Genomic DNA, 16,046 nt, shown 5'->3' with positions numbered 1-16,046 from the left:
AGGTAAAAGCGTTGAACTGACAAGCTATAACGCTAGTAACAGATTTAAGTGATTCAGTGGAGACAGCCTGAATTTTACAAACGTACGACGTTGGTAGTACGTTTGTAAACCAATATGTACGGTTAACGGTGAGGAACTGCAATAGACTTGTATATTGTCAACACACGACAGGCACTCATTGTAACCCAGATTATGCCGTTTAATACACAAAGGCTTTATCCTTTGATTATTGTTGATTAACAGGATCAGATTCCTATTGCTTAGGGCGCTTATCTGACATACACTGAATATATTCCCACATCACGTTGTACGATAGGACTTAATTCAGAGGAGGCATCCATGACCAAAAAGATCATTGAACCGCTGCTTGATCGTAAATCCGCCGCCCGTTATCTCCGCGTGTCACCTGGTACACTCGCTGTCTGGGCTTGCACCAAACGCTATGACCTCAAATTCATCAAGATTGGCCGTGCCGTGCGTTACCGCCAATCTGATCTAGACGCCTTTATCGAACAGCGTCTGGCACGCTAGCCGCCCCATCGGTTAAGCCGCTTTTCAACTTCTATTTTTCAATTCTGCTTACGGAGGTCGTCATGGACATTGCCCATGCGAATACGATACCCATTGCCCAGATTTTAGGCCAGCTCGATATTCACCCAAAGCGTACCACCGCTCACCGTCTATTGTATCTCTCGCCGGTGCGCCTGGAGAAAACACCCAGTTTCTGGGTCTATCTCAAAACCAATCGCTGGCATGATTACGGCGATGGACGTGGTGGTGATCCGGTCGATCTCGTCTGTGCCTATCTCAAGTTCTGCCGCGAAGCCCATACTGTCTCTGATGCATTACGCTGGATCAACAACATGGGTGTAGCACCCTATCAGTTTAAGCCGCCGGCCTTTGAACAAACTCTACCCGATGCGCCAAGCCTTGTGCTCAAATCCCGCAAACCCATTCAGCATCTCGGCTTGATCCATTACTTGGAGAAGCGCGGCATTCCGTTGGAGATTGCTCATCGACATCTGAAAGAAATCCACGTCCGCAACCTGAACACTCAGAAAAGTTTTTTTGCGCTGGGCTTTGCCAATGAAGAGGGCGGTTATGAACTCCGCAATCCGTTTTTCAAAGGCAGTCTTGGTGCGAAGTCCATCAGCTTTATCCGAGGCACAGAACCGAAACCAGACAGTATCCATCTCTTTGAAGGCTTCATGGATTATCTGTCCGCTGTCGCACAATTAGATGGCAAAGGGTTCAAGGGCGATGCGATAGTCACCAACTCGCTGTCGTGTCTCAAGCAGGCTATTCCCTATATCCAGAATTACGGGTATCGCACAGCCTTTACATGGCTTGATAACGATCCAGCCGGAGAGAAAGCAACGGCAGCACTTAATGAATTCTTCAAAACGCAGGCTGATCTCACCCATACCCCGATGAACAAAATCTATGCGCCGCATAAGGATGTGAATGCGTGGCACATGCACCAACGCAACCTGACCTTGTAAGGAGATGTCATGTCACAACTCCATCTGCAAGACCTCTTTAAAGTCAACGAAGTCGAAATCATCTATCGTAACCGGATACCGTATCAGGATCGCATCCAGATCACGCAGTCAGCCACGGCCTATGAAGTGTTACGGGCCAATTGGGATGAAAACCGGCTAGAACTGGTCGAACAGTTCAAAATCCTGATGCTGGATCAGAAAAACAACTGTCTGGCCATCTCTGACATTGCAACGGGCGGCATGGCGGCGTGTCTGGCCGATCCCAAGATGATCTTTGCCACGGCCCTCAAAGCCCGAGCCATCGGTATCATCCTGGCGCACAATCACCCCAGCGGAAATCTACAGGCCAGTGGTGCCGATCTCACGTTGACCCGCAAACTGGTTGAGGGTGGCAAGCTGCTCGATATCAACGTGCTCGATCATCTGATCATCACGGCACACAATTATACATCCCTTGCAGATGCTGGATTGATGCCACGCTAGCGGTTTGATGCAACCGTGTTGAGGTGAAGGCAATTCGGTCAACGGCAATGTGCCTGTTCGTTTCTTCAGGATTGACGTTGGCGATGTACCCGACGCGCTCATTCCACCAACCACAATATTCGCCAGCGTTTCACGCTTTCCCCGCCCCACCAATATTCTGGCTGGTTCATTCGACTGACTGCCGGGTTTGTTCATCCCCATCATCCTGACAATCAAAGGACGGCGCAATGACAACTACTAATCCCCCTAAACCCCGTTTACCAACCGCACCACAGGAGGCGCAATTGACCCAAAGCAATCCCCAACAAAATGACGTCTATGCCCGCATCACTAACAAGATCATCATGGATCTGGAGCAGGGCAATCTCACCTGGCGCAAACCCTGGAACGCCGAACATTTGGCGGGCAACGTACAACGCCCCTTACGCTGGAATGGTATTCCCTACAGTGGCATTAATACCCTGATGCTCTGGGGCACGGCGGCTGAGCAAGGCTACACGTCACCGTATTGGATGACCTACAAACAGGCCACCGAACTGAAGGCCAATGTCCGCAAAGGCGAGAAGGCAACACAGGTTGTCTATGCCGATAAAATCACCCGTGAAGGTGAGAACGACCAGGGCGAGAAGACGACCAGCCAGATCCCATTTCTCAAATGCTACACAGTGTTCAATGCCTCTCAAATTGACGGTCTTCCTGAAAGCTTCCATCCAATCCCAGCTGCAACTGCTATCGATACCAAACAACGAAATGCTGAACTGGATGCCTTCTTCAAGCAGACCAAAGCGGATATTTACACCGGAACCCAGGCCTCCTATTCCATCACCACGGACCGGGTACAGATGCCACCGTTTGAAAACTTTCAAACGGTAACCGATTACTACGCCGTTTTATCGCACGAGTTGACCCACTGGACCCGTCATCCAACCCGCCTAGATCGTGATCTGGGTCGTAAAACATATGGTGACGCAGGTTATGCGAAAGAAGAGCTGGTTGCCGAACTGGGAGCCTGTTTCCTGGCTGCCGATTTAGGCTTTGAGCCGATGCCTGAGAAAAATCGTGCCGCCTATATCCAATCCTGGTTGCAAGCCTTGCAGGATGACAAAAAATTGATCTTTACTGCTGCATCCTACGCCCAAAAAGCCGTTGAATACATTCACGGGCTTACCCAGCCCTAAACGGTGCGTGTTCTTTACCCAAATGTGTTGGCTGCTTGACATTGTTTCGTTGCGATCAACGACGATTCTTTGTTTGTTGGTTGATTTATGATGTCAGCTTAGCCCAACCATCCGTGACGACGCCTATCCCTCCTTTTTGACAAGTCAAAAAGGCTCTAACGACTTAGGCACAAATAGACACTGCGTATCGATTTATGCCTTCGGGGAGCTGTCACGGCCAGTCGGGCTTTGCCCGCTTCCATCATCAACTGCAAACAAAGGAGACTAGCTGATGACTAACCAAACCGAAACCCGTTCTACCAAGCCAACCCACACGGTTTATATTCTGAAATCGCAAGCCGATACAGAGCAAGCTGATTGGATCAGAGTTGGCGCGGCTTGGGAACACGGCGATAAAGAGGGATTGAACCTATCCTTAAACATCCTCGGCCAGAAAATTCCGGTTGTTGTCCGTAAGAACAAACCGAAAGCCGAATAACGCTTTTAAGCCGGGTAGTTGATCTGCCCGGCTTATTTGTGATTTGATAAAACTTTGCTTTCCAGTCTGTTCTATCCATACACTTCAGCAGATAATAAGAGGTTTATTGGGTCGTGGCCTGCAGGCTTATGGTTTGAGAGGCACTAAGCCCAATTCCTGCCATCGTTTCTGGAGACCGTGTAAAGTACTAGCGTTCCAAGCTTTGCCACCGTTAGGGTTTTTAATCTTTTTACGTTCTAGCAAATCAGCCGTTGCCCGATATGTAGAAACACCTGCCTCTGCTTTCATATCGGTTATGACCTGATACATTTTCAGAGCATAGTCATTTGCTTTGGCGATACGCTTTTCACTCGCTTTCTCAGAACTTCTTTTTGCAGCGATAAAGCGAGATCTATCTAATACAATAGCGATTGCTTCTGAAAGAAAGCTGCCCAGTTCAGGATCAGGGTCAAGCATCGCTTTGAAACGAAAGGTTGGATCCTGTACTTTATCAACTATGTTGATTCCGCCAATCTCTTCATTATGGACTATGGCCGTCAGAATCTCTTTAGCTGTGCTATCGAACTCATATGGCTTGTTCTCTATAGGGTCAATTTTACGCAAAACGACCTCCTTCAGCTTGAAATGTAGTTCTAACGTAGCACAACTATCCATTGTAGGTAGTCTTATATCTGCTTTGGGCTCTATTCGGAGACATGATGTCTTCATGACACTAGCCACACTTGGCTTATCGAGCATACCAGCTTCTTCTGGTCCAATTGAACTGATTTGTGTCGAACTCGTCCACCAACTATTATCCGCCATTTTAAGAGTATAAAAATGAAAAAATACTTATGTACTGCTGAATCAAAGGTGTTTGTTCACTGTTCATTCATCAAGGTGAGTAAACGCTGAACAAACTCACTTTAACTCCCATAATAAATATGAAAACACTTCTCACTGCCGCCATTACGCTCTTTTTTGTTCTCACAAGCCTGACGGGTTGTGAGAAGAGCACTACAGACGTTCTAACGCAACCCGACAGATCGGCTAAAACAGCCGCGCCAAATTTCGTGACTGAAACACGGATTATACCTGCTCCTTATACTTACGGTTGGGTTTGGAACAAATCTACAACCGCAGCCGCTACGGTTACGTGCTATTACAACATGACCTTATCGGCTACTTCGGGCTGGGTTCTGGCCACCACAAAAACAGTGAATGCGCGCCAAGATTTCACCTATTGCAAATTAGGTGTTAAACAGATTAAAATGTTGGTGAACTACGATAAAAATGCTGGTTCTTACGAATTTCTAAGTGGACAAACATACAGTTGCCGCTAACGAATACAACAGCTCAAGTGTAAGACGACTCAAATCGAACATGCGATCAAACATGTCAATATGTTTCGTATTGCATAGCACAAAAGCTCACCGCTAATGGGCTTTTGTGCTGTTAGAACTGTCATATATTAACTGACACTTGGGATTCTAAAGGTTCCAGCAAACTGAAGCATGTCAACAATTTTGTAATCAGCAGGATCTTTTCCATTTAGACCAAATTGTGGCAGCCAATTAGTGTCAACGGCATCTTTTCCCATAATTGAATCTTTACTGTCCACCAAGATTCGAACAAAAACTTCCGCTACGATCCGCCCGCCAACTGGCCCTAATTGATTCCCCGCTTGCAATACTTCAGCCTCTTTGAGGATGTAGTACCACAGCGGTGTCTGTTTCAAAAGTAAGTTGTTATTAGCCTGTAACACGGCTACAACTTGCTGGTGCTGGTCACGCTGTTCGGGGGTGGCATTCGAAAAAGGACTGCTCAACAATTGCTCTTCGGTTAACAGCTGCTTTCTCATCCGCTTAGCCACGGCTTGACCGCATGGAACTTGTAGCGCCATTCCGCGCACTAGATTGCGTGCTGAGAGGACCGCAAACATAGAATCGGGGGGAGTGCCAGAAGCAGTAGGCAACTGGCTCATACTCAATGCAACGCGGGTATCTATTTTTCGCGCTTTGTTGGCTGCTTCACGTCCCACTTCACTGAAAAAACCTGACCAATCTATAACCCAGTTACTGGGTACGTTCCCTCTGACAAAATTGAATGCATTAAAAAAACCGTCATTGGTAAAGCCTCGGTTGAAGCGGTACTGATTACGTATCTGGCTATGTCCAAAGCGGTATGCGGCTACCGAAAATTCAACCGGCATGAAAAACCGGCGATATTTTTTATGACTGAAATATTTAAGCCCCATATCCAAAACATCACGGATTACGTCCGCTCCAACAATGGTTCGTAAAAAATCATGTATAATTACCCATTGGTAATGGCGGCGCACTTCTGTCTGGGCGCGTTGAAACAACTCGTCTGGCCGGAGTCCTGGTAACTGTGTACGTATTTGATCAATAACAGCATTGTGGAAACGTAGCATGCTCATGTGAAACTGCGAGACAAACAAATTTTCATTGTTACGCGGATCACCAATGATAGCAGTCCCTACCGGCGTTCGAGGCACATCAAATTCATTTCCCATGTTGCCAACTACAAACTTGATACGCTCGGCATCGTACATAAAGGGACTAACCGCCGGACCATCGCCGTATAAGGCGTCCAAATCGAAATTAGGCGTGCGGTAATTGGTGAGTTTTCTGGCATCCTGCGCCGTTTCCAATTTAGAGTCTACGTCAAGCGTCAGGTCATGATCAACAAATTGACCAAAGTAAGTGTACCCGGAATCAATGGTACTAAACTCTGAGGGATTTTCTACGCTGTTGGTATCAATCATGCTGCGGCCAAGACGCTCCAGCAAATCATGGTTCTCCGTGGAAAAAGGCGTGGTCAAGGCGCCAGGCCACAAGTAGCCGTAGTTATCATCACGACTATTTTTTTTAAAAGACGGCGAGAAGCCAAACAACGTTCGTTTGAAGCCGTGCGCCAATTGTTGACTTGGCGAGTTAGCGCCAGGATTGTTTTCACTGGAAGATTGCATGATGTTGATTTTGATTGAAGTGAAAGAAGCCGCCTTCTATTGGAAGGCGGCTAGCTCAACTTAGGCAGTTGCAAGAGTCAGATCGACAAGCGGTGCCACTGGCGCATTTGCTTTGACGGACGCAATCCCGACCTCCCGTGCTGCTAATGTTGTATACATTTCGCTACGGCCAAGTGGCTCACCGTTAGAGGCTTCCATCGTGAAGTAAAGGTTAGGAGCCTTCCCTAATCGGTTATAGTACTGCTCTTGTGTGGTATGCTTCCGCACAGATGTTACGCCGCTCAGGCAGTCAGATTTCCGCAGGTAGCCCTCACTACTGAAGATGGGTTCGCTGTTTTCAGCCCGCAGCCGAAAATAGAATTGGTTGTTAACGGTGCTTCTAAACACCTCAAACTTGCACTTCAAACTTGTGTTAGTAGACATTTTCTTAAACTGATTAACTAAAGAGATAAAAACTGATTAGCCATTAGAAGACCTATGGCTGAAGCTGTAGTTACAGCCCGATGTGCGAGTTCTTTTAGCCTTTAATCAATGTTTAGTGAGCGATACAGATCTACAGACAATCATATAGTCGACTCTAGTTGAAACCAATCCTATGGCTTGCAGTCTACTAAAGCAGGGCGTACCTTTGAGGTGTCAAGCTTAGAGTTCGCAAAAGCAGGCTATGCTTTTGTTTCCTTCTTTAGTATCCGTAAGCCAGGTGGTCACCACCTGGTTTTTTTATATCAACTCGTTGACGAGTTCGATATCAAGCGTAATTCCTTGAAATGCTAATTCGTGGACCAACTGACCAACCAACCACTGTTTATTCTGGGCTGAAATCAGAGATATCTGGGCTACTTCACGGAGCACCTCATCTTCACTGATTAGTGTAGCGTTTGTCATCTGGGCCAATAATAATGCCGATACAATCCTGATCGTAAATTTGGGCTTGAGCTGCCTCAAGAGAGCATACATACGCATCATTTGTGTTTCATCGAAAGACTTCACTCGTAAGAACCCCTGTTTCTGCATACGTTCGGCAAAACTCTTATCGTGCTGGTTATAAACAGTTTGGGGGTAATTGTAATCAAAACCGATATCCGATATCAGGAGTTGAAACTCCTCAGGGGAGTAGTACTTCAACAAACCAGACCGGACCAGTCTCGCTGCTAAATGAACATCGGTTAGGACTACAGGTCTCATCTTAGAATTCTGATTGTTGTACGTAATGTTCTCTTAATTCGGCTTCGTCCCAGCCTGCAAGCTGAGCGGCCTTGTCGAAGCCAATTTTCTTTTCACTTAAACAGCGATATAGCATTTGAAGAAAGCGTTGCGGCTCTTCTGTGCCTTGGTATTGCCCATGGTCTTGGTTCGACGTAGAGGTTTGTTGCCAACCTTGATAAACATCAGAGGAAATTAGACCAATGACCCGTGACCGTACCATAATGGCTTGAATTGAGATGCCGTATAGTTCTTTGATCCGTCGAAGTTCCGGCATAACGATAAGAGTTCGATTCCTGCCAAGCTCCAACGCTAATGTATCAGCAGGTAGCAATACGGCCCCCGCAAAAGCGTCACACAACCGCTCGACGACATCAAGAGTAAGGTTATCTTCAGTCATCAGTAGTAAGTGCCCTAACTCATGCAGCATCGTGAAACGTACACGTGCTGTATCCTGTTGCCGTGCATTTAATACGATAACTGGAATGCGCTTCTGCTCGGCCCAACCAGAAAGACCTTCATGCCGGTAGGAAAACCCGAAATCAATCTTGATAATGCGAACACCTTTACGTTCCAGAAAAGTGGAAATGTTGTGCACCGGACCATCTCCCATCTTCCATTGTTTTCGAAGTTCTTTGGCCGCTTTCTCTGCGTCTTGTGAGTTGTTGACTTTGATGTTTTCAATTGGATTGCTAAACTCGATGCAGGATTTTGCAATCGTTTCTAATTCCAAATAGTCGCTGAGCTTAGCACTGGTTTGCTCTTCAACCGATGTGCGTTGCGTTTTACTTAGTAGCATTCCTTCTCTGTAGCTTACACTGTTTAGCTCAAACGCGACATTATAACTGTCGTAGAATGAGTCTATGCCTGTATCCAGAGCCTTAGCGATTGACAGTAACGTCTGGCTGTCAGGATGGCGTTGTCCGCTTTCATACAAGCTAATGGCTTGTTTTGTGCAGCCGACCATTCGAGCGAGTTCGTCCATGGTCAATCCACGAGCTTGGCGGATCCGGGTAAGATTAGTGCCGACAGGTGTGATCATGTTATTATCTGATTCATGTTGACAAACATACAAAAATAACTTTTGTCAACAGCGTGTGCTAAAAATTTTGTTTCGTTCACAAGAGAGTTGACCCCGTGTCAAATACATCAATTCTGCTGTTGATTAGCCTTTTACGCTAAGTAGAATGCATAGATTAGGCGGTCAAAGACGTAAGTAGCAGCCTTTCTTGTTTAGTCGGCTTTGGGCTCAATCCGAATATTAACGACGACGGGTGTGTTCGAATCAGCTGCGAGCATATAGCGTAGATCAGTAGCAGTTATGATTCGGGGCCGGTGGTTAAGCAACGCCATAAATAGTGCCTCGAGCCTATACCCATGCAGTACTACGTTGTATGATGAAAACCGAAGTTGAATTAAGTTTTTTTCATCACTTGGCTCAAACTCAGTGGCCACCAAATAAGCGTAGTTGAAAAAAGCCTTGCGGCCATCCGGCCATGCAAAACATAGGTTACGCACCGAACTGTCTTCTGCATGTTCGTGGACCTGCGGCAGACCAGGTCTAGACGCAAGGGGCATACGAGGAATTTCCGAAACCAGTTCCGCCCCATCTGGCTCGTCAAAATTGGCGATAAACTCATGGACGGGGGACATGCGGCCCCCGCTTAGATGCAATGACAGGATCAACAACCGGCGATGGTTTCCGCAATGGGTCGGCACTGGGCTTCCGCTGCCGGATCAGATGTTCGCTAGCCCCACGGTTTGCCCGGTTGCGCTTCAACAGTTCCAGTGCTGACAGCCGGTCGCTAGCCTCCGAGGCTTTGGTCAGCAAGCCATCGGGATCGTCTGTGTAGATATGGACATGATCTCGCGCCCGTGACACCGACACATAGAGCTGGTTGAGGCTCGTTGCCCCAAAACTCGAAGCGGGTTGGGCAATGAACACCTCATCGACCGTTTTTCCCTGTGCTGCATGGGACGTGATGCAATGGGCATAGGCCAGATGCCCAAACTGATTGGGTAGGGTGTAGGGTACCTTACTGATCGTATTGCGCAGCATGATCGTTCCATCGACCTGAACCTTAGTTACTTCCAGTAATTGCCCATTATTCAGCCGCTTTTTCTGGCTGTCAAAACCGTTGCGGGTGATACGGATTGCATCCCCTTTGGACAGCTTGATATCTTGCAACTGGTACACATCGAACTTGGCCATCAAGGTTAAGGGCAGGGCGGTGATACTGTTCTGGTCGTCTTGGATGTTCACCGTGACATCGTCGGCAGACACGACCGTGTAACGCGTCCCCCGTGCCATGCCCGGCACATTCTGATTGAACTGAATGATCTGTCCGACCCGGTAATGGCGAGCGTCGCTTTTTTCGGCTTGGGTCAGATTGCGATTGACCAGTTGGGCAGCTGTAAATTCAGGTCTGCCGAGTTTGCCGACTTCGCGCAGTTTGGCGCGGATCGCTTGCGTTACCCGTTCCCCGTCCTGATGCGTCGGGGCAATAGCTAGGGTTGTTTTGCCACGTTTGAGCGTATTGACATAGTCGTTGGCCAGACTTGCAAACGGATTGGCGGCATCCATCGGTTTAATCGCCCCGATCTCATGTAGGGTTTCAAAGGCCTGCCGGGTGTGGCCTTCTGACAGAGCCTGTACAGCTTGACGATAGGCCAGCGTGCGTTGCCGATAAATCCGGCTCACATGGGCTGATTGTATGCCGGCGACCGTATTAAGAATGCGTAGGGCATCGCCTCTGGCAACGCTTGCATGCTGCCGCGTGTCACCACTCAAAATAAGTCGCGCATTCTGTCGGATCGCGAGTGTCAACAAGTTTGTCATCTCGTGCGTGTTGAGCAAGCCAGCCTCATCGACCCAGATGACAGCGTTTTGTAGAGCGGCTTGCAGGGCAGGAGATGCCAACAGTTGTGCCACGGTCTCAGCTTCGCTAAACCCTTCATCCCGCAACACGCCTCGTGCAGCCTGCGCTGTTGGGGCCACAACGGTGACAAGATGCCCGGTCGCTTCGATCAGACTCACAGCTTCTTTCATCAACGTGGTTTTGCCGGTTCCGGCTTTCCCACCGATAATCGACACGCGATCTGGAGTGGTGAGAATATGACGAATAGCATCTTTCTGTTCGCCTTCAAGAGAACTGTCTGGCATCTGTTGGTATAGGGGTTGTGACGCGCCTAACCCTTGTCGGGCAAGATTCACCATCCATTGTTCTTCGGCTAGAATCTCTTGCGTCGTACACAGCGTTTTGCCACCCTCTTGCAGATGCAGCAGACGTTCGTCTCCCTTAAATGCGTCGGTGATCTGATCGACACTGACCGTTATATAGCCCAGACTATGCCGATAGGCCGTTTCGAGAAGACGCCGATCCTGTACCACAGAGGCCCGTTCAAAGCGCAACGCAAGGGCATGATCGACGCAGTGGTTGGCGGTCAGGTCAGGCAGAGGTTGGGGAAGAGCAAAACGGATTGGCTGATCGCCATCATTGTTCCCAGTCATGCCCATGCTATGGATTTGCCGACGCCATTCCACTTTCAGTTGGCTCATCGTCAAACCTTTTTGTTTCTTGGCGCGGGTTCTAGCCCCCAACGCATCTAATTTTTCAGGATCATTAAGGCCAAGCTCTTTGGCGATGCGGCCAATCTCGTCGGTGCGTTTGGAAAACAAGTCGATGACCCGTTCCGGGATGCCAATGATTTCAAAGGAGGTGTTGGTTCGCCGAATGCGATAACCTAGACCAATCAGCTTGTCTGACAAGATTTTGTGGAACCGCGCCTGATAATACGGCATGTCGCGTTTGATGTCGCGGAACTGTCCCGCTTTGAATTCTCTCTCGACCTCGTCCCAAGTCGCATTGAACACAAAGCAATGGGCGTGGAGATGCGGGTCCGGCATCAGGCCGTCAACCGGTCGGGCAGTCTGGTGAATAAAATCGGCCCAGATCAGTTCACCCGTTGGCCGGTCGATATCCTGTCCCTGTTTGCGCACCCGCGTTTGCGCATCTTTCTCGATGTCGCGCATGGTCTCATGAACGCTTGTCTGGAACGCGTCGAGGACATGATGATCGTTGGAGAGCGCGTGAAGGATCGAAACGCTTTTTGGGCAATGAAAATTAATGTCATAGCCGACCGTGCGATTGGCCATGTTGCGCGGAGTGAGGCTCTGACCGGTGAGGGGGCTGATGTTATCGCATAAGGCTTGAAACACCACGGCATTCGTCGGTAGATTTTCAACACCGAGCCGGATAGCGACACGACCATGCAGGCATCCTTGCAATTCCTGTTCGTCCAGATAATAATCCGAACGGCGTAAGGAATCGTTGAAATAGGATTTGGCCTGTTTAGCCGAGGAGCTTTGAATCATGCGGATCATGCATGATTTTATACCTCAGGAAAGCGGATCTCAGGTGTAAAGCTGTGTATCGTTAAGAACAAATGACGATTGGTAATCTTGCCCGCACAGCCCGTGTCCCGTTAATGTAAATACGTCAGACATCTTCCCTTATTCGTACTTTGAATATTTAAAATGGAGGGTTAAATACGAATGGATTGAAATTTGTCTTAGTGTCATAAAAATCAATACCCTCTGCTCTCTTAAGTTTATTTACTATGATATAAGTAACAGGAGTAAACAGCACTTCAACCAATGTCTTTATTATCCAACCCGCTATGATAGATTGAAACATCACATTTAAAGGCAGCACTCCCCATAACCCTATAAAATAGAAGACCGCTGTATTAACTAGTTGCCCCGCAATTGTGGAAGATATCGTTCTTAGCCATAGCATTTTACCCTTTGTGAGGATTTTCAGTTTGGCCAAAATATAGTTATTCACTATATCTCCTGAGAACACGGCAAGCCATGCGGCGATAACGATTTGTGGTACTTGTCCTAATACACGAGCATATGCGTCATTAGCATCAAAAATTTTAGATGGAGGAATCGCAGCTACAATTACATATATCACAGTAGCTAGTACAGTGCAGAGCATAACTATCCATAGGACAGCTCTAGCTTTAGCGTATCCATATACTTCAGTTATAATATCAGAAAATATATAAGTAACTGGAAAGTAGATTACAGTAACTGCCACAGGATTAGAAAAAACATCTATCAGTTTTCCGGCTGTTACATCTGAAACCAGCTCAAATGTAATATATAAACAAGTAATAATGCCTAAGTATTTCGGTTTAACATTGTCCATAGTAATCCCTCTCATGAAGCTAAAAGTGAACGATTGTTTTCCAATTCTTTCGTTGCATATGTAGTAGCCGAGTTTAAGTTTTTTATAACATTAAACACTGCATCTCCTCGATTTACTCCTTTTAAGGCAATTTGTACAATGTTGGCAACTTGTTCATCTGGTATGTATGCATAATTTATAGTTACTCCATTTTCTTTACCAAGACCCCAATATCCGAGTACATGTATTTCAATATCTTCAGGATCGTGGTCAAGTTCGTAAAATATACATTTGGGAGGATTCCACTCAAAATTAAATCCATATATATTCAGATTAGCATCAACTTCAACTTTAGGCAATATTTTATAAAAAAACGACAAATATTTATCTCTCTCTGATTCAAAATTTGATTCGGATACTATAAAGGTATATTTAATTCCCTTTTGGATATTATTTTTAACTGCTTCTCGTAAACCCTCTTGCGGCTCTTCTACGTAATCTGTAAATATTACAATATGCTTCAAGTTTTTTAGACTAGATTCTATAATTCCCAAATCATTGTAAGTAGTAATATATTTTAGGTTAATATACGATCCTTCTGATATAGAGAGTTTTGACACTCTGAAGAAGCCCCAAAGAGTCAAAAATCCGAGTAAGACTGTGAACAAAATTATCGTATTATTATTCATCAATTTAGCAATTTTTTATTCAAAAAAAAATTTACTCTGATTTCAGTGATAATACCGTATATTATGCCAAAACCAGAGACAAGATAACCAACAAACTCTTGGTTCTGATTAGATACAAAACCTGGTTTAGTAGGTACTGCCTTCATATAACCGGAAGCAAAGCTGACACTGCTAAATACAATAAGAACAAGCGCGAAGATAACAGAAAAGATGACTTCTTCATAAGGAGCGTTCTTAAACATCTTAGCATGATTTAAGAAGCTACTTGCTGCAAGTGAAGTAGCGAAAAAGAATAAACCCCCATCTTTGGTTACATCCAGTATATTAACAAGTGTAACGTTAACGTACAGAATGAAGGCTGTTATCCATACTTGGAAAAGTCCAAAGAACAAGGTCGTGAAAAGCCAAGTAAGTAAAGAAAATAGAAGTTTCATTCTTAATTCCCTAGAATAGTAAAGATGGTAACTGTTCAAAGACGCATTTGTTCGTCAAAATAAATGCTTTTCAGTTTATGTTGCGTAGGGATTCGAATCCGCAAAACTTTGTATTTTCTGAATTTCGTAATATGGTCGTTTAGCAAACGTCGTTGGCGGATTTCCACCTAAAAACGCGAATATATTATTTGCAGATCCACGTCTTACTTCATCTGGGGTGACGAGTGGCCGTTGATTGCTACTGGCATCCTGCACTCCACCAAACAACCCTTTCGTCGTGATTACATGTGATGTTTGTCCAATAGCCGCGCTCACATAGTTCGCCGTGAAGTTGTCGTTAATAGTAAAGAACTGCCGTATCGCCGTATTGGCGGTGAATGTCTCCCAATTCTCCCCATACAGTCCCTTCAACTGAATGAGCGATTGAAGGATTGGCCAGACCGTTACTTCAAACCCCGCATACGTACTCAAAGCAGTCTCAATTTCAGGTAAATAACCCAGAGCTGCAAACTCATCAAGCAAAAAAGTAACACGTTTATTCGGCTTGCGCACCACCGCTCTGAGTGTCGTTGTCACGATCAAACGTAGCCACCGCGCATGGCTCTGTAATTTATCGGCTGGAATGATGATGTTGAGTGATGTGTTGCCATCAGACAGGCTAGTTGGATCATAGCCAGAGCGTAACGATTGTTGCAGAGCTGGGCTTTTTAAAAAGTCGGTGGCCTGTAAGACAGAAGAGAGAATACTGCCAAACGTCTCTTCACCCGCTTGCATCAGTTTGACGATCTCGTTGCCAGCATTGCGTACAATCTCGCCATTGACGGGATCGTCATTAAGCCGCATCCGGGCGATTAATTCATCCCAATCGTCACCGGCTAATCTTGCCCACCGCCACAAGGTGGTGAGCGTGCGATCTTCGGCCTCTTGCGTCGTGACGATCTGCATAATCAGACCCGTCACAATCGACCGTGCCATATCGGTAAAAAACTTGTTCTTGTCGCCCCGCTCGACCGGGACGAGCATTTCCGCGATCATGTGCGCATCATCGACCAGATGAATGCTGCTGGTATCGGCTAGGATATCCAGCGGGTTATAGCTTGTAGCCTCGCCAACGTTTTCTTCCAGCAACCCCCACGGGTTGAGGATGACGACATTTTGGCCGCTCTCGCGCTGATAACGCGCCGTGATCGCGGCGTTCTCACCTTTCGGGTCGATCACCACCCATGAGCCTTGATAGCCACCCAGGCCCAGCAAGTTCGGGATGATGAGGTTCGTGCCTTTACCACCCCGTGTACCGGCTACGGTCAGCATGTGGCCTTTATCTTTGAAGACGAACCCGCCACCGATATACAGGCCCGGTCCGGTGCGATAGGCGTTCAGTTCTTCAGGCCGTGCAAACCGCGCCGAGCCAAACTTATTCCCCTCAATCAGCATATTGTTGATGCCAACCCGCCACCGCCGGTATGCTCCGAACACGACAAGCGAGAAGAACAGATTGAAGCCGAAAAAGACCAGCAGGAACTTGCCGCTCATCCCTAGGAACCCAGCAAACTGGATGACGGCAATAAAGAGCGTAAAAACGAAGACCCAGATCAACAGGCCTCCCACCACCATTGCGAACTTGGTAATCGGCGACAGGTTCGCAAAACTTGGCGCGATACTCAGGCGACGGGTGAAGCGGTTATAAGCGCGGGTAAAGCCGAGCAACGCCCCAGCCAGCGTGATCGGGGTCAAGAACAACCCAACGGCCACCAACACCGCCTTGTTGAACGCACCTGGGTTTGGCTCGCTGCGAAACAGTTCATCAATCTCACTGGATGTGACGCCAAACCATTTTCCGATGACGGATTGAGATTGCACGTCCGCCTGTTCAATCGGCTGCATGGGAGTGAAAGTTAGAGCGTGGGGGATAG

Annotated in this window: 17 protein-coding genes; 7 read left to right on the top strand and 10 right to left on the bottom strand. The window is 47.0% G+C overall.

The window, feature by feature from the left end:
* Nucleotides 1-339: 339 nt before the first annotated feature.
* The 6 genes from ACFE8Q_RS02185 (at nucleotide 340) to ACFE8Q_RS02160 (ending at nucleotide 3,641) form a co-directional block, all read left to right on the top strand.
* On the top strand, nucleotides 340-531 hold the full coding sequence (locus ACFE8Q_RS02185; protein WP_375443710.1) for a helix-turn-helix domain-containing protein: 192 nt from the start codon (nucleotides 340-342) through the stop codon (nucleotides 529-531).
* A 62-nt stretch (nucleotides 532-593) separates the two neighbouring features.
* Nucleotides 594-1,502: a toprim domain-containing protein gene (locus tag ACFE8Q_RS02180; RefSeq protein ID WP_375443709.1), complete on the top strand. Its 909-nt coding sequence runs from the start codon at nucleotides 594-596 to the stop codon at nucleotides 1,500-1,502.
* A gap of 9 nt (nucleotides 1,503-1,511) precedes the next feature.
* A complete protein-coding gene (locus ACFE8Q_RS02175; RefSeq protein WP_375443708.1) occupies nucleotides 1,512-1,985 on the top strand; it encodes a JAB domain-containing protein in 474 nt (157 codons plus the stop codon).
* A gap of 49 nt (nucleotides 1,986-2,034) precedes the next feature.
* On the top strand, nucleotides 2,035-2,163 hold the full coding sequence (locus ACFE8Q_RS02170; RefSeq protein WP_375443707.1) for a hypothetical protein: 129 nt from the start codon (nucleotides 2,035-2,037) through the stop codon (nucleotides 2,161-2,163).
* A gap of 49 nt (nucleotides 2,164-2,212) precedes the next feature.
* Nucleotides 2,213-3,163 (top strand): ArdC family protein, encoded by a 951-nt coding sequence (locus ACFE8Q_RS02165; RefSeq protein WP_375443706.1) that lies wholly within the window; start codon nucleotides 2,213-2,215, stop codon nucleotides 3,161-3,163.
* Nucleotides 3,164-3,434: 271 nt separating this feature from the next.
* A complete protein-coding gene (locus tag ACFE8Q_RS02160; RefSeq protein ID WP_375443705.1) occupies nucleotides 3,435-3,641 on the top strand; it encodes a hypothetical protein in 207 nt (68 codons plus the stop codon).
* Nucleotides 3,642-3,767: 126 nt separating this feature from the next.
* Here ACFE8Q_RS02160 and ACFE8Q_RS02155 read toward each other — a convergent pair whose 3' ends face one another.
* Nucleotides 3,768-4,445, bottom strand: coding sequence for a hypothetical protein (locus ACFE8Q_RS02155; protein ID WP_375443704.1), 678 nt, complete (start codon nucleotides 4,443-4,445; stop codon nucleotides 3,768-3,770).
* A gap of 119 nt (nucleotides 4,446-4,564) precedes the next feature.
* On the opposite strand from ACFE8Q_RS02155, the gene ACFE8Q_RS02150 reads away from it, so the two are divergent.
* A complete protein-coding gene (locus ACFE8Q_RS02150) occupies nucleotides 4,565-4,963 on the top strand; it encodes a hypothetical protein (protein ID WP_375443703.1) in 399 nt (132 codons plus the stop codon).
* A 128-nt stretch (nucleotides 4,964-5,091) separates the two neighbouring features.
* Here the strand turns inward: ACFE8Q_RS02150 and ACFE8Q_RS02145 are convergent, their stop codons facing one another.
* The 9 genes from ACFE8Q_RS02145 to ACFE8Q_RS02105 all read right to left on the bottom strand — a co-directional run bounded on the left by ACFE8Q_RS02145 (nucleotide 5,092) and on the right by ACFE8Q_RS02105 (nucleotide 16,017).
* Complete coding sequence (locus ACFE8Q_RS02145; RefSeq protein ID WP_375443702.1) at nucleotides 5,092-6,612, bottom strand: heme peroxidase family protein; 1,521 nt, start codon at nucleotides 6,610-6,612, stop codon at nucleotides 5,092-5,094.
* Between the two features lie 60 nt (nucleotides 6,613-6,672).
* Nucleotides 6,673-7,035, bottom strand: a complete 363-nt coding sequence (locus ACFE8Q_RS02140; RefSeq protein WP_375443701.1) for a YegP family protein — start codon at nucleotides 7,033-7,035, stop codon at nucleotides 6,673-6,675.
* 297 nt (nucleotides 7,036-7,332) lie between these two features.
* A complete protein-coding gene (locus ACFE8Q_RS02135) occupies nucleotides 7,333-7,797 on the bottom strand; it encodes a hypothetical protein (RefSeq protein WP_375443700.1) in 465 nt (154 codons plus the stop codon).
* Nucleotide 7,798: 1 nt separating this feature from the next.
* The gene (locus ACFE8Q_RS02130; RefSeq protein WP_375443699.1) at nucleotides 7,799-8,857 is read right to left on the bottom strand and encodes a helix-turn-helix domain-containing protein; all 1,059 of its coding nucleotides are present in this window, start codon (nucleotides 8,855-8,857) and stop codon (nucleotides 7,799-7,801) included.
* 594 nt (nucleotides 8,858-9,451) lie between these two features.
* Nucleotides 9,452-12,199 (bottom strand): MobF family relaxase, encoded by a 2,748-nt coding sequence (gene mobF, locus ACFE8Q_RS02125; protein WP_375443698.1) that lies wholly within the window; start codon nucleotides 12,197-12,199, stop codon nucleotides 9,452-9,454.
* Nucleotides 12,200-12,347: 148 nt separating this feature from the next.
* The gene (locus tag ACFE8Q_RS02120) at nucleotides 12,348-13,046 is read right to left on the bottom strand and encodes a queuosine precursor transporter (protein ID WP_375443697.1); all 699 of its coding nucleotides are present in this window, start codon (nucleotides 13,044-13,046) and stop codon (nucleotides 12,348-12,350) included.
* Entirely contained in the window at nucleotides 13,043-13,630 is a 588-nt protein-coding gene (locus tag ACFE8Q_RS02115; protein WP_375443696.1) for a hypothetical protein, read from the bottom strand. The genes ACFE8Q_RS02120 and ACFE8Q_RS02115 overlap by 4 nt, the downstream gene beginning before the upstream one ends.
* 68 nt (nucleotides 13,631-13,698) lie before the next feature.
* Nucleotides 13,699-14,133, bottom strand: coding sequence for a hypothetical protein (locus ACFE8Q_RS02110; protein WP_375443695.1), 435 nt, complete (start codon nucleotides 14,131-14,133; stop codon nucleotides 13,699-13,701).
* 75 nt (nucleotides 14,134-14,208) lie between these two features.
* Complete coding sequence (locus ACFE8Q_RS02105) at nucleotides 14,209-16,017, bottom strand: type IV secretory system conjugative DNA transfer family protein (protein WP_375443694.1); 1,809 nt, start codon at nucleotides 16,015-16,017, stop codon at nucleotides 14,209-14,211.
* Nucleotides 16,018-16,046: the final 29 nt, after the last annotated feature.

The sequence above is a fragment of the uncultured Fibrella sp. genome (genome assembly GCF_964250085.1).
GTDB lineage: Bacteria > Bacteroidota > Bacteroidia > Cytophagales > Spirosomataceae > Fibrella.
This window is presented reverse-complemented; position numbering and strand designations above follow the sequence as displayed.